At 30.1% G+C, this 21,688-nt stretch carries 22 protein-coding genes and 4 tRNA genes; 12 read left to right on the top strand and 14 right to left on the bottom strand.

Translation table 4 applies throughout. The features are described from left to right. Positions 1-501 precede the first annotated feature (501 nt). The gene (locus T384_RS0104210; RefSeq protein WP_027119967.1) at positions 502-2,505 is read left to right on the top strand and encodes an MPN337 family protein; all 2,004 of its coding nucleotides are present in this window, start codon (positions 502-504) and stop codon (positions 2,503-2,505) included. A gap of 15 nt (positions 2,506-2,520) precedes the next feature. Further along, positions 2,521-4,506 carry an MPN338 family protein gene (locus tag T384_RS0104205; protein WP_036499163.1) on the top strand — a complete coding sequence of 662 codons (1,986 nt, stop codon included), beginning with the start codon at positions 2,521-2,523 and terminating at the stop codon, positions 4,504-4,506. Between the two features lie 4 nt (positions 4,507-4,510). Here T384_RS0104205 and T384_RS06530 read toward each other — a convergent pair whose 3' ends face one another. The 5 genes from T384_RS06530 to T384_RS0104180 are packed head-to-tail and all read right to left on the bottom strand — an operon-like array spanning position 4,511 to position 8,535. Further along, entirely contained in the window at positions 4,511-4,849 is a 339-nt protein-coding gene (locus T384_RS06530; protein WP_052663535.1) for a NifU family protein, read from the bottom strand. Positions 4,850-4,851: 2 nt separating this feature from the next. Continuing rightward, entirely contained in the window at positions 4,852-5,589 is a 738-nt protein-coding gene (plsY, locus tag T384_RS0104195; protein WP_027119965.1) for a glycerol-3-phosphate 1-O-acyltransferase PlsY, read from the bottom strand. A gap of 7 nt (positions 5,590-5,596) precedes the next feature. Further along, positions 5,597-6,379: a Nif3-like dinuclear metal center hexameric protein gene (locus T384_RS0104190; RefSeq protein ID WP_027119964.1), complete on the bottom strand. Its 783-nt coding sequence runs from the start codon at positions 6,377-6,379 to the stop codon at positions 5,597-5,599. Continuing rightward, the gene (locus T384_RS06525) at positions 6,363-7,034 is read right to left on the bottom strand and encodes a tRNA (adenine(22)-N(1))-methyltransferase (RefSeq protein ID WP_052663533.1); all 672 of its coding nucleotides are present in this window, start codon (positions 7,032-7,034) and stop codon (positions 6,363-6,365) included. The genes T384_RS0104190 and T384_RS06525 overlap by 17 nt, the downstream gene beginning before the upstream one ends. Continuing rightward, on the bottom strand, positions 7,018-8,535 hold the full coding sequence (locus T384_RS0104180) for an RNA polymerase sigma factor (protein WP_408631978.1): 1,518 nt from the start codon (positions 8,533-8,535) through the stop codon (positions 7,018-7,020). Before T384_RS0104180 ends, T384_RS06525 begins: the two co-directional genes overlap by 17 nt. Before the next feature lie 518 nt (positions 8,536-9,053). Here T384_RS0104180 and T384_RS0104170 point away from each other — a divergent pair. From T384_RS0104170 to T384_RS0104160, 4 genes are all read left to right on the top strand, one after another. Further along, positions 9,054-11,057, top strand: coding sequence for a hypothetical protein (locus T384_RS0104170; protein ID WP_027119963.1), 2,004 nt, complete (start codon positions 9,054-9,056; stop codon positions 11,055-11,057). A gap of 123 nt (positions 11,058-11,180) precedes the next feature. Next, positions 11,181-11,462, top strand: coding sequence for a type I phosphoribosyltransferase (locus T384_RS07660; RefSeq protein ID WP_245595160.1), 282 nt, complete (start codon positions 11,181-11,183; stop codon positions 11,460-11,462). Next, positions 11,431-11,802: a phosphoribosyltransferase gene (locus T384_RS07655; protein ID WP_245595159.1), complete on the top strand. Its 372-nt coding sequence runs from the start codon at positions 11,431-11,433 to the stop codon at positions 11,800-11,802. The genes T384_RS07660 and T384_RS07655 overlap by 32 nt, the downstream gene beginning before the upstream one ends. A 165-nt stretch (positions 11,803-11,967) precedes the next feature. Continuing rightward, the gene (locus T384_RS0104160; RefSeq protein WP_027119962.1) at positions 11,968-12,309 is read left to right on the top strand and encodes a thioredoxin family protein; all 342 of its coding nucleotides are present in this window, start codon (positions 11,968-11,970) and stop codon (positions 12,307-12,309) included. A 91-nt stretch (positions 12,310-12,400) separates the two neighbouring features. Here the strand turns inward: T384_RS0104160 and T384_RS0104155 are convergent. The 5 genes from T384_RS0104155 to T384_RS0104135 all read right to left on the bottom strand — a co-directional run bounded on the left by T384_RS0104155 (position 12,401) and on the right by T384_RS0104135 (position 14,879). Next, positions 12,401-12,475, bottom strand: a tRNA-Trp gene (locus T384_RS0104155). 78 nt (positions 12,476-12,553) lie between these two features. Continuing rightward, positions 12,554-12,796, bottom strand: a complete 243-nt coding sequence (locus T384_RS0104150; RefSeq protein WP_027119961.1) for a phosphopantetheine-binding protein — start codon at positions 12,794-12,796, stop codon at positions 12,554-12,556. A 74-nt stretch (positions 12,797-12,870) separates the two neighbouring features. After that, positions 12,871-13,464, bottom strand: coding sequence for a DUF5452 domain-containing protein (locus tag T384_RS0104145; RefSeq protein WP_027119960.1), 594 nt, complete (start codon positions 13,462-13,464; stop codon positions 12,871-12,873). Positions 13,465-13,467: 3 nt separating this feature from the next. After that, positions 13,468-14,499 carry a DUF5443 family protein gene (locus tag T384_RS0104140; protein ID WP_156933134.1) on the bottom strand — a complete coding sequence of 344 codons (1,032 nt, stop codon included), beginning with the start codon at positions 14,497-14,499 and terminating at the stop codon, positions 13,468-13,470. A gap of 32 nt (positions 14,500-14,531) precedes the next feature. Further along, positions 14,532-14,879, bottom strand: coding sequence for an MG284/MPN403 family protein (locus tag T384_RS0104135; protein WP_027119958.1), 348 nt, complete (start codon positions 14,877-14,879; stop codon positions 14,532-14,534). 286 nt (positions 14,880-15,165) lie between these two features. Here T384_RS0104135 and ruvA point away from each other — a divergent pair, with 286 nt between their 5' ends. Both ruvA and ruvB read left to right on the top strand, forming a co-directional pair. Next, positions 15,166-15,900: a Holliday junction branch migration protein RuvA gene (gene ruvA / locus T384_RS0104130; RefSeq protein WP_027119957.1), complete on the top strand. Its 735-nt coding sequence runs from the start codon at positions 15,166-15,168 to the stop codon at positions 15,898-15,900. After that, on the top strand, positions 15,881-16,810 hold the full coding sequence (gene ruvB, locus T384_RS0104125; RefSeq protein WP_027119956.1) for a Holliday junction branch migration DNA helicase RuvB: 930 nt from the start codon (positions 15,881-15,883) through the stop codon (positions 16,808-16,810). The genes ruvA and ruvB overlap by 20 nt, the downstream gene beginning before the upstream one ends. On the opposite strand, the gene T384_RS0104120 is transcribed toward ruvB, so the two are convergent. Beyond that, positions 16,807-18,018: a Y-family DNA polymerase gene (locus tag T384_RS0104120; RefSeq protein WP_027119955.1), complete on the bottom strand. Its 1,212-nt coding sequence runs from the start codon at positions 18,016-18,018 to the stop codon at positions 16,807-16,809. The genes ruvB and T384_RS0104120 overlap by 4 nt on opposite strands. 33 nt (positions 18,019-18,051) lie before the next feature. Here T384_RS0104120 and T384_RS0104115 point away from each other — a divergent pair, with 33 nt between their 5' ends. Further along, the gene (locus T384_RS0104115) at positions 18,052-18,441 is read left to right on the top strand and encodes an MG296/MPN423 family protein (protein ID WP_027119954.1); all 390 of its coding nucleotides are present in this window, start codon (positions 18,052-18,054) and stop codon (positions 18,439-18,441) included. On the opposite strand, the gene der is transcribed toward T384_RS0104115, so the two are convergent. Genes der through T384_RS0104100 form a run of 3 tightly spaced genes read right to left on the bottom strand, consistent with a single transcriptional unit; the run spans position 18,428 to position 21,124 of the window. Continuing rightward, a complete protein-coding gene (gene der, locus T384_RS0104110; RefSeq protein ID WP_027119953.1) occupies positions 18,428-19,813 on the bottom strand; it encodes a ribosome biogenesis GTPase Der in 1,386 nt (461 codons plus the stop codon). The genes T384_RS0104115 and der overlap by 14 nt on opposite strands. Beyond that, the gene (gene cmk, locus T384_RS0104105; protein WP_027119952.1) at positions 19,813-20,454 is read right to left on the bottom strand and encodes a (d)CMP kinase; all 642 of its coding nucleotides are present in this window, start codon (positions 20,452-20,454) and stop codon (positions 19,813-19,815) included. Before cmk ends, der begins: the two co-directional genes overlap by 1 nt. Before the next feature lie 37 nt (positions 20,455-20,491). Further along, the gene (locus T384_RS0104100; protein WP_027119951.1) at positions 20,492-21,124 is read right to left on the bottom strand and encodes a hypothetical protein; all 633 of its coding nucleotides are present in this window, start codon (positions 21,122-21,124) and stop codon (positions 20,492-20,494) included. Positions 21,125-21,357: 233 nt separating this feature from the next. Between T384_RS0104100 and T384_RS0104095 the strand changes: the two genes are divergently transcribed. The 3 genes from T384_RS0104095 (at position 21,358) to T384_RS0104085 (ending at position 21,683) form a co-directional block, all read left to right on the top strand. Then, positions 21,358-21,432, top strand: a tRNA-Cys gene (locus T384_RS0104095). A 93-nt stretch (positions 21,433-21,525) separates the two neighbouring features. Continuing rightward, positions 21,526-21,602: transfer RNA gene (locus T384_RS0104090), tRNA-Pro, on the top strand. A 4-nt stretch (positions 21,603-21,606) separates the two neighbouring features. Next, positions 21,607-21,683 (top strand) — tRNA-Met (locus T384_RS0104085). Positions 21,684-21,688 lie beyond the last annotated feature (5 nt).

The raw sequence follows: 21,688 nt of genomic DNA, 5'->3' as shown, positions 1-21,688 counted from the left end.
GTAACCAAAACCAAATCTAGTTTTGTTAATAATAAAGCAATTCTAAAAATTGTTTATTTAGGCATCATGAATTACGAACGCGACGATAGGCAAATGAAAGTTCGTAATTGGCAAAGTATAATTCAGCAACTCGAAATTCTATTTGATATAGATTTGCAACCAGAATAAATACAAACACTTAATTTATTGTTCAATCTTGACCAAGAGTCAAAGATTTGCGCGTTTAAATAATGATAAAAACGGAAAATTGCGAAAGCGTTTCCGTTTTTTAGTATACTTTTAATAACACGATGTCAATGGTTTCAAAGAAATCTAGACATTAACACACTTAAATCATTACTTCCTTTGCGTAAGCACATTAGGAAAAGTTTTTGATAATTTTTTTTCTGATTTGTAATCTTAAATAAATAATAAAGATGCTTAATTTTTTTACTAAGTTAATTAAAGAATGTTTATTCTATATTTAATATAGAATAATAAGGCCGTTTAAATGAGATTACAATGGAAAATAAATTAGACTTTATTCATACGTTAAAACTTCGTAACCTTCATCCATTCTATATCCAGAATCCTAACAAGATTTTTTTTGAATCTGACTTTCGTCAATATCAAAATAAAGCTTTGTATAAGGGCTTGCTTTCGTCTGTTCAAGACAAAGTGGATAATGAGGATGAATATTTGAATGAAATACTTGAAATCCAAAAAGTTAATTCATTTGAAACCTTGCTTAAAATAATTAACCATTCTGTAAAAAAAATATCTTCAATAGTTGGTTCTAAAGACGTTAACTTGTTTGTTGAAACTCGACGTGATGAAGTAAATGAACCGATTTATACAATTAAAAAAGAAGAAGTAAATGATTTAAAAATTTTGGGTGATAATGTTGCTCAAAGACGTTATACATATGGAATTGATGTTAACCCCGAATCTTACTTAAGTGACTATGTAGAACAATTTCAAATTAGTTTTTATTTAGATGAACGTAATAAGATGGTTTCAGGGTCCATGACTTTAAACTGAGGGAATTATTTAAAAAATAATGCCAACTTTAATGATGTTACAAAAAAAGTTTTTATCAACAGTATGTGTCGCTTCTTTTTTGAAAACGAAGTTAAGAAAAATTCAATGATGAACATGATTCATTTATTTGATGATTTAAAAATCAAAATTGAAAATAATAAAGTTTCAATTGAGAGTAAAATGAAAAAGAATTGAAACAATTATATCGGCCGAAAGCTTATTGATTCCAATAATCAATTAGCATTTACTCAAGATTATAGTGATAATTTATTTAATTCTTTATTTGTAAGTCAAATTATTATGTTGATTATTTATGAAGATTTAAAAGCCTATTTTAAAAGCAAAGATCCAGCCTTATTCATTTCTTTACTTGATGATCATTTAAAAAGTGGTAACGTTCGTGAAATAACTGATTCAAACCGGGATTTTGCCAATTTATTTAAATATGTCAAAAATAAATATATCTATTTTTCTGATATTGATTTAGATGATATTGAAACAGCTGATGACGCGATTGAAGTAATTACAAATGTTGCTAAATACGAAGAACAATCTCTATGAACTTCTGTTCCTTCGTATGAAATCATTCGCCGTTCAGAAACACCTTTTTTTGATGATAACGACGACTTGTTTCAAAATGATAAGAATTTTAAACTCTTATTTTTGTTAACTATGTATCCGCAATTGTTTGGGTTAGAAGTTACTAATAGTAATTTTTCAACATATGCTGAAGTTCTAAACCTTTTTGAAAAGATTGATTTTACTGATTTTGAAATCGATTATGATGTTAAGCATAAAGCTAATAGTTTAGTTTGCGAAAGAAATTATGATTACATTACTTTCATTAATAACGCTTTATCGTTTTTGATTGTGAAAAATGATAATCCAGTTAATTTGAATAAAAACATCTCATTAAAAGATGAAGACGAATACGTTAAAGACCCCAACTTAAAATTAGCTGATAATTATATTTGGGCAATTATTTTTAGTCAAAATCGAATGTGACGATTATATGAGATAGAGTCGTTAACAAAGCAATATAAAGAAAATGCACCAAGTCGTTTAAGATCGTATTTAAATGAACTAAACGCATTACAATATGATGATAGTCATAATTTTTATGGGCTAGTGGAGATTAAAAAAATTGTAGAAAAAATTGATTCCTCAATTGCCTTTAAAAATTCTTCAAAAAACTTTTTACACAAGTTAAATAATGATGACCAGCGTTATGGTAAATCCAAAGAGCGGAAATACTTGACGATTGGAGTCTTAGCAGCAGCAGTTTTTGGAATATTAGATTTTTTTACAGCCGTCTTTACGATCTTGACTGTTCAACCAGAAAATATTGATGGCAGTCTTCGTGATCCCAGAAACATGGTTATTATTGCTATAGGGGCAGTTTTAGCTTTTGTTTTGATTTGTCTGCTGGCTTATGCAGCTATCTCGCGCTTTCTTGAAAAACGACACGGAAATAAGAAGAAATAGAAAGGAGCAGTTATTATGAGTGCTAAAAAAATAAAGAATATCAAAATTAGAAATGTTTATCCTTTTTATATCGATGATGTAAACGACAAATTTTTTATTAGTTTGAACAATCACCCAAATAAAAAATTTGTAAGTAAAGTCTTGCCAAAAATTAAGAAAAACTTAGTTGAAGATGAATTAGAAAAATTTATTGAAATTGATAATTTAGCAAAGAATGAAAAAGTTTTATTAATGTTGAATTTAGCACTTAAAAAAATTGCTTCAAAGACAGGAAGTATTAATAATGATATTTTTAAAGTCCAAAGTTATGATAAATTTAAAGAACCTTTATATATTCGTTTATTAGAAGAAGATAAAGAAATTGAATTAGTTTCTGATAACCAATCTGAACGGAGATTTAACTTTGTTGTTGATATCAATCCAACTTCATATTTGTTTGATTATATTAAATCGCTTCGATTATCTTTTTACTTGGATGAAGATACGAAAATCTTGTCAGGTGGGTTTGCTTTAACCTTAGTCAATCAAACAAGCGAAGATTTACCATTTGAATCAGTTGTAAGTGAAATTTATTTAACAAGTTTAATTCGTCACTATATTGTTAAACAATTGTATCCGCTTTCTTTAAATAACATTTTGGACTTAATTAGTGAATATGAACCACTTTCTTCACAAAAAATTAGCAAGAAAAGCCAGCCTAAAATAATCTCTAAAAAAAATAATTTAGGCATTGATTTCAAAAATGTAACTGCTAATGATTTAAAGGCCAACTGAACCGAATTAATCAAGCGAAAATATCTTAATTTTAAGCCCACTTTATCTGATGAAGCAAAACAAGAAAAGACAGATGGTTTATTCTTTTCTATTTTGATAACAGCAATGATTTCGCTATCTTTATACGAAGAACTCAAAATTTACTTCCGAAACGAAAAACCTGAACTTATTTTAAACATTTTAGATAAACCATCTCAAATTAAAGAAGATCCAAATCAAAATCCTGAACAAGATTTTTTTGAATTAGGTCGGTTTTTAAAATCGAGTTATTTTCGTGATGACATTACTAAAAAACAAGACTTAACAAAGTTGAAATCGTTTGAAGATGTTTTCAGTGTGATATCCGAGCATCAAGCTACAATCGAATATGAGTCGTTTGCTCAACCGTTACCAATTTATGATGTTCAAGTCAGCGATAATACACCATTTGTATCTTCGAAAAAGTTAATTACAGAGGACATGAATAGCCGTCTGATATATTTGCTCACAACGTCTCCTGAACTGTTTGGAATGGATTTGTATTCAAGTTTTTTCATTGGTTTTGATCAATTATTGAACGTATTAGAAAAGAACCGTTTAAATACTAATGTTTCAGAGTCATTTAAAACTAAAATTGAGAACTCACGAGCTGAAATTAATAATAACTATGTAACCTACATATCAAATGCTCCAGCAGTTTTACTTTTAAAAAATGAACAAGTAGATATTTTCAAAAATTATTTTTGAGCCGAAATTTATGCTCAATCAAAATTGTGAATCCGCAACGATATTGAACACGATTTTAATAATGAAAATTTGCAAAAAACTCCGCAATTTTATCGAGATAAAATTAGAGCGCTAGAGCATTTGTCATTTGACTGATATGACGATTTTTACGGGCTTCCGGAAATTCGCGAAATTGTAAAAAAAATTGATAGTATTAGTGATTTAAAAAAATCTATTGATGCGTTAACTAATCGTCTTAAACAAAATGATTCTTTGAATAAAAAAGATAAAGAACGACGGACAATGGTTTATGCGTTTGTTGTTGCATCTATTATTGGTTTTATTAATTTTTTCGGAATGGTGTTTACAATTTTGACAGTAAACGACATTAACGCTGGTCTTACAACAACAAACGAAATAGTTGTAGGTATTACCACCGCTTTGGCAGCAGTATTAGTTTCAATTATTATTTATTTCATAATTTCTCTAATTAAACAAAGGGATAAGAAAAGTAAAAAATAAACTTTTATTTTTTAGAAGTGTTCTTTTTAAATGGAGAGATTCTTTTAGCAGCTAGGATGTTAGATTCCATATTTTGATTTATTGTATATTCTGGTTCAACAATATTTACGCCTTTAACTTCTTTAATTTCATCTTGTAAAATAGTTTCAACGCCTTCTTTATAAGTCATGTCGATTAACGCACACCCAACGCACGAACCTAAAATTTGAATATGGACAATTCCATTCTCAAATTTTAAAAACCGTAAATCGCCGCCATCTTTTTGAATGTAAAAACGAACATTATCTAAAACGTCTAGAATTTCAGCTTCGATTTCTTTTTTGGTTTTTCTTTTAACAGCCATTTTTATCCTTTTATTTTTTGAGTTACTTTTCGTTCTGTGCCAGTTCGTAAACGTTGAATGTTCCCACGGTGTAATCAGAAAACTAAAGCAGTAAGTCCTAAAATCATCACTTCAAAGAAAACAATTGTAGGTCAATCTGTTTGATAAGTTAAATATGTTAGTGAGCCTAAATTAAATCAGTGCATATAACCAAGTCAAGGAATTAAATTTAAAATAGGAAAAATGGCGAATGAAATTAATGAAGCTAATGAAACGTATTTAGTTTTAAGTGCTATTGCTCATCAAACGATAGCAATAATTACGAATCATCAAACTGATGTCGAAAGCAATAAACCAACAGTTGTAGCAACGGCTTTACCACCTTTAAATTTAAAAAATACCGGTCAAATATGTCCAATGATTGATGCAAATGAAGATAAATAAGTTAAAAAATAAATGCGATTAGTGGGAAATGAATTTAAATTGGAACCGAGATAATTTTGAAGTCAAAAGCGATAGATGGCGAGTGTAATTAGAAATGGCAATAATCCTTTGACAATATCTAATAAGCCAACAATTACCCCATATTTCATTCCAAAAACCCTAATTGAATTTGTTGTTCCAGGGTTACGGCTCCCGTGATAGCGCGGGTTTTTACGTAAGAAATATCCGATAATGTCTGCAAACATAACCGATCCAATGAGATATCCTATTACTATTCCTAAAAATACTAATAAAAAAACAGCTACTGCAAAATTCATATTATTTCTAAATCACTTTCATTTTTAGTATTGGTAGATTATAAAGAATTTTGCTGTCGATTGTTGCTTTAAATATCTTTTTCAATTGAAGTCTGATTTGTGAAATAAAAACTGCCTCAATTTTGTGACCAATATCAATTACATTAATCATATGATTTTCTGCATGGACTCAGCTGCTTCACTTGAGATCACCGGTTACAAATAAATCATATTTTTTAATCTTTTGTGGATATTCTATAGCAGCAGAATAATATGATCCTAAACCGAATAAAACTCTTTTTATAAGTGGGTTTTTTATATAGAACAATTCATTCATTTTTATGTAATCAATAAATTCGTGTTCTTTCAATGCATTACAAAAATTTTGTAAATGATCATTAACTGCAATACTGAATAAGCCTTTGTCAAAGTTGCAAACTGATCATTTATGATAATTTAAACTGTAGCAGAAACTTTCAATTAAACCATTTTTAGACAGGTCAAAATTCGTGTGAAGAACACATAAAACAATATGATGTTTTTTTAGCTCGAGTAAGGTCCTTTTAATGAATAAGTCCTTGTCTTTTTTAAGATCCAATGAAAGCGGATGATGTGAAATGATTAAGTTTGCTTTGTTTTCAATAGCTTTTTGCAAACTTGAATTATTTAAATCGGCACAGATTAAAATTTTTTGAAGCGTTTGATTTTGAAATGATTTATTAATTATTCCGCTTGCATCTCAAACGGTTTGCTTTTGCAATGGATAAAGTTTAAGTAATTCTTCGATTACTGTTTTAATTTTGAGATTCATTTAGAAACCTTTCGATGATACATTTTTTAACATATGTGTTATTTGTTCAGTATCTTTGTGCAATTTTTTTTAATTTTGTTATTTCTAATTTTAAATATTTATTAAATAGTTTATTGTCTTTTTGATGCTTTAAAATTGGACCTAGATAGATATCTTCATCTTTAAAAGTTACTATCTTCTCATCTAGATTTTTAGTACATAAAATGATTGTGTAAAAACGATTATCAACCTCAATAATTTTTTCATTTTCAATGAGATAGTTATTTTTAAAGAGTCATTTTCTGAGTTCATCAAGATGTCCTTCGGGTTGCAAGATAAAATGACCAACTTTCTGGATAGGATTGTCTTGCAAAATGGTGATAATGTTAAATGTCCCCATTCCGGCAATAACAACATAATCAGGATTCAATTGTGATGGCAAATTAGATAATCCTTCATTAATGATATTGGCTGTTTTATTAAGGAAATTATGTTGGATTAAATTGTTAATTGCACTTTTTAACGGATCATGTTTATTGTCGATATTAACAATAAAATTAGCGTGTTGCATTTGCAACAACGCTAACGATAAATATCCATGATCACAACCAACGTCGATCACTAAATTTGCAGGCTTTTTGATAAATGAAATTAAATGATTAATTTTTTTCGTCATTTTTTAAGAATGAGCGGAGCTTAGTGTTTTTTGAAGGATGTTTTAATTTCCGCAATGCTTTAGCTTCGATTTGACGAATGCGTTCTCTTGTAACTTTAAATTTGTTACCAACTTCTTCTAATGTCATTGGACCATTAAAGGGTGCTAAGCCAAAACGCATACGTATAATTTGTTCTTCTTTTTTTGATAAAGCATTATTGAAAAGCTCATTAATATGTTCTACTACAATTTTCTTTTCAGAATACTCATCAGGGCGATCCATATCTTGATCTTTTACAAAATCAACAAATTGTGATTCTTCGTCATGACCAACTGGTTTATCTAGAGAAACAGGATCAATGTTTAATTTTCGGATTTCTACTATTTTTTTAGGTGTAAACCCACTAGCTTGACCACCCATTTCTTCGGCGATTTCTTCATTTGTTGGTTCTCGACCTAACTTTTGAGTTAAAGATCTTTCCACCTTACTAAGTTTGTTTAACGTTTCAACCATATGAACCGGAATCCGAATGGTTCGGGCTTGATCTGCTATAGCTCTAGTAATTGCTTGTCGAATTCATCAAGTAGCATATGTTGAGAATTTATTTCCTAATTTATAGTTAAATTTACTAATTGCTTTAATTAAACCAATAGTTCCTTCTTGAATCAAATCAACGAAATCCAACCCACGGCTTAAGTGTCGTTTAGCGATGGAAGTTACTAAACGTAAATTAGAGGTTACCAATTGGTGATAAGCGTACTGACGAGTTTCTTCATCATTGCTACCCAATAATTTGGCAATTCTTAATTCATCATTGTATTCAAGCATTTTAGAAGCTCCTAAAGTTCCTAAAATTGCTCTAACGTTGTCATCAACTTTATCTCTAGTTGTAGTTCCTTTGATTGAAAGTTCTTGAATGTTTTCATCAATTTCACTTAAGTCTTGATTTTTTCTAAATTCAGCTAATCTTTCTTCAACGTCCCGTTCTAAACGAACGCCACGATCTCTTAGTTCATCGAGAATGTGTTCTTCTTCTTTGTCATTAAATTCATGTTTTTTGATATTCTTGATGATTTCTTCATTAGATAAACTTGGATTTTTTCGGTGTTTTAAATTTGCCTTATTTAAAAGCGTTTGTAAAACATTATCAACTTCTTTATCTAAATGTTTTGCCTTTGTAAGAGCTTCAACAACGTCACTAAAAATGATTTCATTTCTTTCATCATTAGGTGGATGTTTTGCCTTGCGACCTCGGCGTTTTTTTTCAACAACTACGGTATTAGCGTTAGTTTCAGATTGTGGTAGTTCTTTAACTGGCGTATTAGTTCGAACAGTTAAATTAACGCTGATTTCTTTTCGGGGTGCTTCTAATAATTTAGTTGGCTTTTTCGCTTTTAAATTTTTAGCAATTTCATTTTCGGAAATGGTTTTAGTTACTGGTTGAACTTTTTTTTGTGGAGTAGGTTTATTAGGCTTTTGCACTACTTGTGGTTTTTCTTTTTTAACACGAACTTGTTTTAAAGGCTTTTTAGTAGTTTGTGATTCTTTTTTAAGAACTAGTTTGGTTGATCCAGCTGTTTTTTTTGATGTATCCTTTTTAGATGGAGTAGATGGGATACTAACTTTCAACTTATTATTTTTTTGATTATTTTTTGTTTGTTTAATAACCGGTTGGTTAACTGCAATAATTTTTGGGGCTTTTGCAGATTTTTTTAAAGAATCTTTTTTGATTTCTTTTACAGTTTTACTTTTGGAAGAAACTTCATTTTTTCCTAATGATTTAAAGGTTGTTGTTTTTTTCATATCTTTGCTTTTTATGTAAGAACATTATCGTAATCTAATATTATATAATATTTAGAATAGATAAAAGATATATTACTCATATTTTTTAGTATTTATGGCTACAGAAAACCTAAAATCGCTCAGTTTTGCTATTGTGAAGATGACAAAACAAAACTAGTTATGATTAATTTTGCAAAATTCAAAAAAATTAAAGTATCTAAAATTTTCCATTTAAAACAACAATAAAGTAATTAATTATGAATAAAATAATTCCTGACCCTCTTCGAGATGTTATCAACCAAAAAATTCAAGAACACCAACAAGAAAACTCAAGTAATCAACAAATAGAGTTGAAAAAAAGTAAGTTTAATTTAGACTTCGAACGGATTATTAATAGTCCAGTAGATGGGTTTTACAACCACGTAAGTAATCATTTAGACAATGTTATTGACGAATTTATTCAAAATGAGTTTGTTGACAATAACGCTAATCAAGAAGCAATTCAAAAACAAACTCAACAAATTAAACATCAAGAAGAAGCAATTGTTCTCAAGAAAAAAGAATTGAAAATTATTCAAATGAAATGGCGTCGTGCTGTTATTTTCATTTTATTTTTTGTATTAATTGGATTTGCATTTTGAAAACCATTTCAAAAAGCTCGAAGGGCAATTAAAGAATTTAATAGTTTTAAAAAGAATGCTGAGCAACTTATTAAAGAAGCTACTTTTAGTCGTTTTGAAATGTTACGTGCAGCGTTTTCGACTTTTCAATTAAGGGATATTTACGAATATGTTTTTTCACAATTTGGTATTAGAATTTCTGAATTGCTTCCCAAGAAACAATTATTTGAAATTCTGAAAGATCCAAACATTGTGGATTTTGAATCAGGGCTTGTAGGTCTTTATCGAAACAATCCATTTTATGATGTCTTGATTAAATATTTGAATTATCGAAACGTAACAACTCAAACTTCTGCTACTTTTCCTTATTGAACTACTGAAACAGTTATGGTTAACGGAAGAATGCAAACTAGACGTGTTTTACGATATGAAACGTTAGTTGGTTATCACCAAGAAATGACTCCGTTTATTGATTATGAAAACCGCTTATTTTTTATAACTAATTTTGGACCGGGTCTATCCTTTAAAGTCGATACTGACCAAAAACGAGATAAATCAAGTATCAATTTTGAGAACCCTGATTTTGAAAAACATTTTAACGCTCATACGTGAGGTACAAAAATTTCTGAAGTTGAGCAAAAGCAACGTGTCAAAGAAGTCTTTAGTATTAATTCGCAAGAAGAATTTATGAAATGATATAAACTGCGAAATGGCATTATTCATAATTTTTGTAAAGACGAAAACGCATTAATGGTTTTTAATAAGAATCCAGATATCAATAACATTTTAAATATGTTCCGAACAATCGATAGTGTTAACATTCTTGAACGAAGCGTTGATGTTGATTTACCAACAGTAACAAATCGATTAAAAAAATTAGTTCACGATTATTTTGAAAAAATATTCCAAATGCTTCAGGTTCCATTATTATCGCCGATTTTTAGTCGTGAATGATATCGCCCTAATGCAAATTACAATATAGCTAATAATATTCAAGGGTTATTAATAGACGTTAATGGCCAAGATAAAATTGATTATTCATATACCCCAAACCGTTTTTTTGATATTAAAAATATCTGATACACTGGAAATTTTGAACCAAAAAGACCGTCGTGATTTAGGCAACTAAAACAAGAAGCTTGAAGCAATGATGTCAAATATAATTGTTATGAACTTCGATCATTTTGATCAGAGGTTTTAATAGACCAAGTAACCGTTATTGGCGTTCATGTTGGTGCTAAAATTTTGGCTGTTCCATTTGAACGATTTTATGAAATGGCAGAACAAAAACACTTGTGTCATCTTTACTTCAATTCTAATATATATTGTCGTTTGATTGTATCTTCGCGTAACGAACGATTAATTTTTGATAATTTGTATAAGTCAGAAGATATTCTTCAGATGGTTGAATCTAACAAAGTGTGGTGTAATAATCCTTCGTGATTGGATTCTTACAAAAATAAAAGTGCAATAATTAGAGTAGTTGGATTATTCCAAGAATTAAATCAACATTTCAATAATTCATTAGTTTTGATTATTGAACAATATGGCGCTTATCTTATTTCTAACAGTCAATCATTCGCAGGGTATGAATCGCAAATTTGCAATTTACTTGTTCAAATCCGTAATATTTTTGAATAATTTTTTTTAATTTTTTTCAAATTATTAGTTGTAATTATTATGATTAAATATAAATATAAAATGCGACTTCTAGCTAGTGCATAAATTAAATGCTTTTTTCAAATCAAATAAGGAGTTGAGATAGTGATCAAAGCTAATAAACCAACTACTGGTAAAATGCAAAAACAAAAAGTTGAAAAAATTTATGACCTTCGCTTAGAAAAAATTCTTTTAACAGAAGAACAAGTAAATGAAGGATGCGAACGGGCAGCAGCATGAATTAATCACCATTATGAAAATAAAACTTTTGTTATGGTTGGAATTTTAAAAGGTTGTATTCCTTTTTTTGGGTCGTTTAATAACCAAAGTGAAATCAGATGTACTTTTAGATTTTATGACTATTTCTTCTTTTCAAGGCCAAACTAAGGCAATAGGAGCACCAAAAATTGTAATGGACTTGGCGATTGATATCAAAGATAAACACGTATTATTAGTAGAAGATATTGTTGATACAGGAAATACGATTAAATTGGTTTTAGATATTTTAAAAGCCCGAGGTGCTAAATCAGTTAGATTGATTGCGTTTATTGATAAACCAAAGAGTCGAACTATACAAGTACCAGTCGACTACATTTGTTTTAGTTTACCAAGTAAATTTTTAACTGGGTTTGGCCTTGATTATCAGGGTTTGTTTCGAAATTTACCATATGTTGGCATTTTAAAACCAAGTGTTATTAAAGCAATGTCAAAATCAAGTAAAAAATAATTTTGGTAAAACATTAATTTTATTTAATGATGTTAACTGGTTTGTAAAGAAATTTATTTTCTATTGTTTATTTGATTAAGATCTTGCGTAACTTGCGTAAAATGACTAATAACCACATTTTTTTGAAAATCAATATAAACTTTTAAGAAATATGGAGTTGCCATTATGGAATTAAAGAAAATTGAAATAACTGATTTTGAAAAAAAATTACAAACTGCAACAAAGCCAATTTTAGGAATTTTTTTTGCTACATGATGTCCTTACTGTCAAGAAAATGTTCCTGAAGTCCAAGCCTATTTAGAAAGTTCTAAATTAAAAGGAGATGCTTATTTAATTCAGGTTGAAAACGAAATGGATGTGTGAGCTCAAGATGGAGAAAAAAAATGAGCTTTAGAAGTAGTTCCAACTTATCGGATTTATGATAAAAATAAATTAGTTTGAGATCAATCTGGACCCGTTAAACCAGAAAAATTAGTTAAGGCATTACAAAATCGATTTACAAAATAAAGTCGTTAATTAATTTTAGATAAACAAAATACACAACTTGCTTAATTTATTTAAGGGTTGTGTATTTTTATTGTTATGATTTTGTTTTTAATGGCAGGGGTAGCAGGACTCGAACCCACAACACGCGGTTTTGAAGACCGCTGTTCTACCATTGAACTATACCCCTATATAAAACCCAATTGTTAGTATTGGATTTTATTTTTATTCAAGTTAAATAACTAATCTTGAATCTTGCGAAAAAGACTTAAAGCTTTGGATCAAGTTTTTGAATGGCGCTAATCAAATCATTTACAGTTTTTAAAGACATTAATACTTCATCGTTTAGTGTCACATTTAACCGTTTTTCTAGCGCGACAATAACTTGGAATAAATCCAAGGAATCCAAACCTAATTCTTTAAACGGAACATCTAATGCTTTTTCATCAAGGTGATTTGTTTTTAAATGTTCTTGTTTAATGATTTCGCGTAAATGATCTAATACTGTCATTTTTGTTACTCCAGAATTTCGCCAATTTTTCTAAATTGAATCAAGGCTCAATAATTATACTATATTTGCTGATGTTAATTTACGAGAACAACTTTAATTTGGTCTCAATATTTTTTCGGCAAATGGTTAAAAGAATAATCATTTTCATATCACCACAAAACATTCATCAGAATATGTTTAGCAGGAGAATTGATGTCATAATCTAAATCCAATATTAACTGCTTTTTATTTGTTTTGAAAAATGGGTGTTGGTAAATTGCTTGGGTGATTCATTGGCGAATATTTTTAAAAAACACATCTTGTTTAATAACGAATTGGTCATTTCTTTTTTCATAATCTGGCATCATATTACGATAATTAATCAAATCATCTCATTGGGGTTGAGTAAACAGATAACGATGAATGTTAGCATACATGTATTTTGTTGAACGATCGTCCCCAAATGGATAAATCCGTTCTCTTAACTCTTTCGATGTTTCAGGGTATTCTTCTTTTTCGTTAATTAAATCTTCAGGGCTATGGTTGTTATTTTTATTATCAGAACTTTGCTTTTGATCTTCGGTTTTGTTATTTGTCAACATGATAGTTGAAATCCCTAAGGCAATAGTGCTTCCTAGTAAAGTCGCACTAATCCCGATGGTCGTAATTTTTCTTCACTTACGAGTCATTTTCTAAGCCTTTAAGAATCCGTTTAATGAATTTATTGGATTGTAATCAAAACTGAAAAAATCCAATCTTGTTGGATTATCAAAAGCATTGATATAGTTAAACTTATTTGATGCATTAATGTTGTAAAAAGTACTACCTATTTGAATTTTAAAACCAATGTCATAATAGCCTTGCCCACCATTTGGCAAAAAGATATTATGTCCATTGATATCTTCTTTAAACAAAGTTTTTGTGTTGGTATCATATAAAACTTTTGTCGGTAGTTTCACAGAAAGCGTATCATTGGCATTTATATTTTTTCACGTATTATCAGCAAGGGTTAATGTTTTGTAACCCGTACTGCCTTCAATGAAATAATAAAAATTAATAGTTAAGTCAGTTATTTGCAAAGGGACAGTTGAACGCAATTGAATTAATTCGTTGATTTGATCCAATCGTTGCATTCTTAAATAATAGTTCATATTTCACGTTAAATCAAACAGGTGACCAGCATTCGTATCGGTCGGGAGAATATCATAGAGTTGAGTTGTCCCTTGATTTGTGCTGATTTGGAAATACGCATCTAAACGAATTTGCGATGACAAGATCGTATTAAACATATTATCTAGTCAAAATTTTAAGGCATTTGGTTCTAATTGATTTTGAATTGATTCTAATAGTCGAGGATTAGCGTAGAAGTTAATTCGTAGTGGAATGCTTTTTGATTGGAGATCTCCATTCCCATACGAAACGTCTTTTTTAGCTACTACAAAATCAAGTTCATAAGGTAACCAGCCTTCTTCGTTATGGGTAAATCCAGCAGGTTTCAATAACAAGTCTTGTTGTCTAAATTCAGGAATTTCTACACCAGCTAAATAAATATTAGTTGGTAAATTATTTTTGGAGTTGATTAATATTTCGATTTTGAAATTAATCGTTGTTGATGTTGTTTTAACATTAACGGAATGAATTTTTGCTTCAAAATAAGTTTTTGATTGCTGTGAACTTACGGGAGAAAGCGATCACATGTTCAAGCTAGCACTTTGTGGTTTCATTTCGTCATAATTCAACGCTAAGTTATGAGTAACTAACATGAGAAAAAGAAATAAAATTCCTTACATGCCTTGTCTAAAGTTTTGTAATATCAAGTTGGACTATAATTAAGATCATTTGTATGATGTTTTTTCTTACAAAAATGCGTTAGTACACGGCAATGATTTTCGTCTAATCATCCCATTGCGTTTTCAACTGCTTTAACATAATTTTGGTTAGCAATTAAAGTTTTGTGTTTTAGTGAATCGGGTATTATTTGAGACACACCTTTTTGATTTTCTAATTGAAATTTACAGCGTTTATATTCTTTTAAAATTAGAGCGGTTTTTTGACGATAATTGATATCGTTTCAAGAATTTTTTATGGTTTCAAATTGTTTCATTATATTTTCCTTTCGTGGATAATAATTCTTTTTAAAAAAAGTATTATTTAGCTTTCTCAATACAATAAAATCACAAAAATTTCCAGATGTCAACTTTTGAAAATTTTATTTTTTTGATAAATAAAATTTTTTAAAAATCGCGCTCAGGAGCGGGTGTATATACCTGTAAAATTACTTTTTAATAATCTCCAAAAGAGTGAAAAATTTCAGAAAAATAAAAAATATTTAAAAATTTTTTCTTAAATTTTGAGCTTTTTCGACATTCTATTTAATGGAGGAAAAAAAGATGCTTGCAAATATGTATGGATATATCAAATTCGTTGGGAAGACCCGCTTATTAATTGATGTAAATCATTTATCTTACTGAATCAACATTCATGAGAATACCAAATTCGTTGTGAATGATAAAAAAGCTCAAAGAGTAAATTGTTTACAAATTCAACAACTGACTAAGAATAATATTATCAACAATGAAATTTATGGTTTTGAAACTATTGAAGAATTAAATTTTTTTAGAGATTTACTTAGTTGCCAAGGAATTGGCCCTAAAACTGGGATGGCAATTTTACAAAACGATCTAATGCTGGTCCAATCGCTAATTAAAAACAATGATGTTCAAGGCTTAAATGAACTTCCCGGAATTAATTCTAAAGTAGCTAATGCTTTAGTGTCCCATAATTGAAAACCTTGAATGTTGACTTCAGCATTCAGAAGACATGCGAACGAAGAAAATGACCATAATGATTTTAGTGGTAAAAAAACTGAAAGTGATGATGACAATAACTTTGATGAAACAGATGAAGAACTCTTTGGAACGACAAAAGACTATGATTCGCCAATGTTTAATCAAACTTACAATGAGATTAGTGACACTTTGAAATCTTTAGGATATTCTGACGACTTAATTCATGATACTTTAATTGGAATGGATATAAATGAAAACGATGATGTTTCGTGTTGTGTTTCTGAAGCCATCAAATTAATTGCGATGAAACAAGAAAATGAACACCACACGGCCTAAAAGTTTTTCTGAATTTGTTGGGAAAGATAACGTTAAAAATCAATTGCAAACTTTTATTCAAGCCAGTCTTCTTAAAAAACAGCAATTGACACACACATTGTTTTATGGACCTCCAGGGGTTGGAAAAACATCTCTTGCAATTATTTTGGCAAATACCTTAAATGTCAAAATTAAAATCCTACAGGCACCGCACATTCAAAAGCCAAGTGATTTATTAAATGCATTATCGATAATTAACAAAGGTGATGTCTTGTTTATTGATGAAATTCACGCTTTGCCGCCAAATATTATGGAAATTTTGTTTCCTTTAATGGAAGACTTTAGTATTGATATTGTTATGGGAAAAGAATTTAATTCAAAAATGACAAGAATGAAGTTGCCGACTTTTACATTAGTTGGTGCAACTACTCAATTTGGAAGAATTCTTAATCCGCTAGAAGAACGTTTTGGAATTGTGGTCCATTTGGATTATTATGAATTTGCTGAAATTAAAAAGATAGTTGAAAAACATTTAACTGCTCTTAATTTAAAAATGAATGAAAAAGAGGTTGATTGTTTAGTTTCATGTTGCCGTTATACTCCTCGTACTGCTATTCGTTTAGTTGAAAGATTAGCTGACTATAAACTAATTAATAAAAATATTTCTATCGATGAAATTTTACAGCAATTGCAAATTTATGATTTAGGGTTGAATCAGCAAGATATTAATTATTTAAAGGTTCTAGCTGCCAACGTTAATACTCCATTAGGAGCTAAATCAATTAGTTTAATTACTGGAATAGATATTATGACTTTAGAAACAAAACTTGAACCGTTTTTATTAAAAATACAATTAATTAGAAAAACAGCTAGAGGTCGCGTTATCGACCAGAAAGGAATCGCTTATCTAAAATCACACCATTTTATTTAGAATTTTGATTTTTTCAGTTTTAATTCATTTCCAAATCCTATTACTCGATCACCTAACTCTTTATTAACTTGGTTTACTACTTTTTGGAGTTGGGTGATTTTTTTATTTTCTTTAGGTTTTGCAGTTTTTTTATCAGAAAACAATTTTATTGGAATCATTATTTCATCAACATGTTTTAGATTAGACAAATTAATACCGACTAAACGAATTGCATCTTCTTTTCAAAAATCATTAAAAAGCTTTAAGCACCGTGTTACTAAATCGCCGCTCGAATAGATGTATTCGTCGTATTTGTGACTTTTTGTAGAAGAAACAAATGAACTATTTTTTAGAGTGATACCAACCGTAGTGGTATTCATTTTAGATTGAACCATCCGGTAATAGATTTCATTGGCAAGTCGTGAGATGATCGCTTGTAGTTCTGAAAAGTCGTTACTATCACTTATTAACGTTTCTGATACGCTAATGGTTTTAGGATCACTTGATAATGGATTAACAACATTTGAACCACGGCCCCAAGCTTTACCAATTACAGAAGAGTAAGTATTTTTAAAATAGGTTTGTAATTTATTTTGCTCTTGAAAGTTTGCTAAATCGCCGATTGTCTTGATTTTTAAACTTTCTAAGTAAGCTAGAGTACTTTTGCCAATGCCATACATATCTTTGATTTTCATTGGTCACAACATTGTTTGAATATCACTAATAAGCATTTTGGTAATGCCTAATGGTTTGTTGATGTCAGTTGCCATTTTTGCAAGAAATTTGTTTTCACTAATTCCTATTGAAACTCCTAAATGTAATCGCTGCATAACGGTTTGTTGAATAGTTTTGGCAAGTTTAACAGCATCATCATAATTGGTTGCTAATTTAGTTGCATTTAAAAAACATTCATCAATGGAGGCTATTTCTATTAATGGTGTAAATTCAGAACTTAATAAATCCATAAACTTTTTTGAATATTTTGAATATTGGGAAAAATGCGGAGTAACCAAAATTGCTTGTGGACATTTATTTAAAGCCATAAAAACTGGTTCGCCAGCTTTGATATTAAATTTACGTGCTAAGTAATTAGCGCTAGCTACGACTGTTCTTTTACTTTTCCCGGCGACAATGATTGGGTGGTTTCTTAATTTTGGATTGATGTTTTCTTCAACACTTGCAAAAAAAGCATCCAAATCTAAATGAAAGATAATTTCTTGGTTTTCCATATTTTCCTGATTGTTAAATGTTAAAATTTTAATATGATAAATAATTTCTTAATCCATCAATTTGCTGATTTTTTGAAAGCCGAAGTATCATCTTTGGATTTTTCGGTTTTGAAAGAAAACTATAATCGAATGTTTGATCGCTATATTGATTCCAAAATCGTTTATGCCGATGACGATTACGACGATGTCTCTTTTTTTAATAAACGTTTAGACGGCGACGATTTTTTTCTGAAAAACGAATTAATTAGGCAAATTGAAATGACTACAAAAGCGCTTGAACCTGCACCTTTTGATGAAACTAAAAAAATAAATTTATTGTGGGATGAGTTTCAAATTTTAATTCAAGCTTTAGCAGTTAGTAAAGGATTACAACCAAAGAATTACGAAAATAGACTAAGGGCTTTATTAACTAAGACTCAGTAATATCGTCGTTATATCCTTCCTGTTTGAATTTAACACTACCATCCAGATTGCGATTTCGGGCGTTTTTGGATTTAAAGTATAAAGTGATAGGAGTGTTTTTAAATCCAAACGCTTCTCTTACTTTTTTTTCTAAATATCGGGCATAAGAAAAGTGCAGATATTTTGGGTCATTACAAAATAAAACAAAAGTTGGGATTTGTCCTTGGGCTTGAGTGGTGTAGGTTATTCTTAAACGATCACCATTAAATATCGGCGGCTGGTTTTGGGTTTGGGCTTGAGTAATTACATCGTTCAAAAGCGAAGTTGATACTTTTAAATTGATTTGTTTTTGAATCATTTTGATAGTTTCAAACAAAGTGTTAATTCGGGAGTTTTCTTTAGCGCTTAAATAAATGATTGGTGCTCACGACAAATACTGAAAACGAGAATTAATAACTTGGGTAAATTTATTCATTGTATTAGTATCTTTTTGAACTAAATCCCATTTGTTAATTGCTATAATCGTGGGTAAATTAGATGCAAATGCTAATCCACCAATGACCTCGTCTTGCTCGGTTATGGGTTGGGATCCATCAATCATTAAAATAATGAACTCGCTTCTAGAAATTGCTAACTCAGTTCGGGCTAGTGAGTATTTTTCGATTTTAGAATCTATTTTTCCCTTGCGACGGATTCCTGCTGTATCAATTACTTTATAGTATTCATTGTGATATCTAAAAACGGCGTCAATAGCATCGCGAGTAGTTCCGGCGATTTCTGACACCAAGACCCGTTGATGACCAAGCAATTGGTTTAGTAGTGATGATTTTCCAACATTTGGTTTTCCGATGATACTAAATGTTGCAGCATATTTAATCGGATCTTGTTGGGTTTTATGTTGTAAACCTAAGGTTACTAATTTGTCTAATAGATCTCCGATTCCGATTCCGTGTTCACTAGAAATAGGCAAAGGTTTTCCAAAACCTAGTGCGTAGTATTTAGAAAAATCTAATAGATGAGGTTGACTATTTTCGGTTTTGTTGATTGCTAACAATACCATTTTTCCTTTGACTTTTTTAAGTAATTTAGCAGCATAAATGTCATTAGCATTAATTCCATCTTGATATGAACACAAAAACAAAATAACATCAGCTTCGGCAATCGCAAAATTAATTTGTTCTTCAACACTTTTTTGAAATGCGTTTTTTTCGTTAGTGAGACCACCAGTATCAATTATTTTAAATTTTTTAGTTAATCATTCTGCTTCACAAAAAATTCGATCACGAGTTACTCCAGGAGTGTTATCAGTGATGGCTAATTTTTGTTTTGCAATGCGGTTGAAAAGTGTTGACTTTCCAACATTTGGTCTTCCGACAATAGCGACTGTGAACATTATTTTCTTTCAATAGTTTCTAAATATATTTTTTCGATCGCATCTACACATTCACTGATTGTCAAGTATGAAGTGTCAATAGTATAAGCGTTAATATCTTTTTTTAATGGAGCAACTTCACGCCGTGAATCACGTTCATCACGAGTTTTTAAATCAGCAATAATTTTTGGTAATTCATCTTCTGGTAAATTTAATTGGTCAAGTCGTCGTTTAGCTCGAATTTTAACATCTGCATCGATGTAGACTTTCACTTGAGCATTTGGTAAGACAACACTACAGATGTCACGACCATCCATAATAACATTTTTATTAGCGGCAAACTCTTGTTGCATTTTGACGGCAATTTTGCGAATAGCTTGATTTGTTGCGATGCTACTTGTTCACGCAGAAACTTGTTCAGTTTGTAATTTTGTTCCTAAATCGATTCCATCAATTAAAACATGATTATTTCCCAAAATGATGCGTTTTTCAATTTGCGATAACAATTCACATAAAGTTAATTTGTCATGGTGGTAGATATAAGCGATAGCACGGTAAACAAGTCCGGTCGACAAAAAATTAAATTCAAGTTTTCTTGCTGCTGCCAACCCAATTGTTGTTTTTCCTGACGCGCTTGGTCCGTCGATGGCGATTTGAAACATATAATGCCTCCTTTATTTTTTTTGTATTTTTTTAATTTTAAAGAACCAGTGAAACGATTGTGATAACAATAGCTGCAAGACCAATCACAATTAAAGCAAATAAACAAGTCAAGAAAAGTTTATATGTTGAATGGCCACGCTTGATTTCAACTTCTTTTGGTGGATATAACTGGGTAATATGGTTTCGATTGTTTTTTGATAAATGAACAATTTTTTTGAATTTAATCAAATCCTGATAAGATGTTTTATCAAAGTTTATATTTTGTTTTTGGGCTGCATTAAACATTAAGTTACATTGGTTGATAACTACTGCCCCTGCATCTTGATCAAGTCACCCTTGCTCAAATTCTAAATTACCTCGTTCGTTTGATTTTGATTGGGATAATAATAATTCGGCTTGATCTTGCATTTCGGTTAATTCAGAAAAATTAAATTCATTAATAAATTGTTGAATTTGGTTAAAACTATCCTTGTTGCTTGTGTCAATTGTGAGCAAATCCATCAATTTAATATCAATTGGTTTTAAACTTAATAAAATTTTAGGATGGATGTTGTTGATTTTGTCATGATAAGACGCTACCAAATCAGAAACGTGTTGCAACGCTTTCTTGATTTGAAATTCATTATTCATTTGTTCGCGAATTGCGCGATGTTTTTCAAAACGACTCATAACAAAAGTTTATTATAATAAATTCAATTGAATATATTGATATAATTCAATTAATCGATTAACTAATTTGCAATTGATAAAGTTACGTAAACGAATGTCTTAAATCAATTTAAATGAACGAATTTTTGAAAAAAAGTTTTATCGGATTGTTAATTTTCTAAGTTATAGTGTATAATTTTAAAGGCGGTTTAGGTGTTCAATGAGTTTTCATTGAATATTTATTAAGTCTTTATGGTGCCTTAGCCAAGCGGTAAGGCAAGAAGCTGCAACCTTCTTATACGTCAGTTCGATTCTGACAGGCACCTCCATAAGCACTGGATGGATTTCATCATTCTTGGGTTCAATTCCTAAGCAGTGCGCCATTATTAATGACTTGTTGCGATGAGTCATCCACAAGGTTTCGGGAAGTAGCTTAGCTTGGTAGAGCACTTGGTTTGGGACCAAGGGGTCGCAGGTTCAAATCCTGTCTTCCCGACCATTGTGGCTGGGTACCTCAGTTGGTTAGAGGGCTCGGTTCATACCCGAGTTGTCGTGAGTTCGAATCTCACCCCAGCCACCAGATTA

The sequence above is a fragment of the Mycoplasma testudinis ATCC 43263 genome, assembly GCF_000687795.1.
Taxonomy (GTDB): Bacteria; Bacillota_I; Bacilli_A; order Mycoplasmatales; family Mycoplasmoidaceae; genus Mycoplasmoides; species Mycoplasmoides testudinis.
The sequence above is the reverse complement of the archived record's forward strand: the minus strand, read 5'-3'. Positions and strand labels throughout refer to the sequence as shown.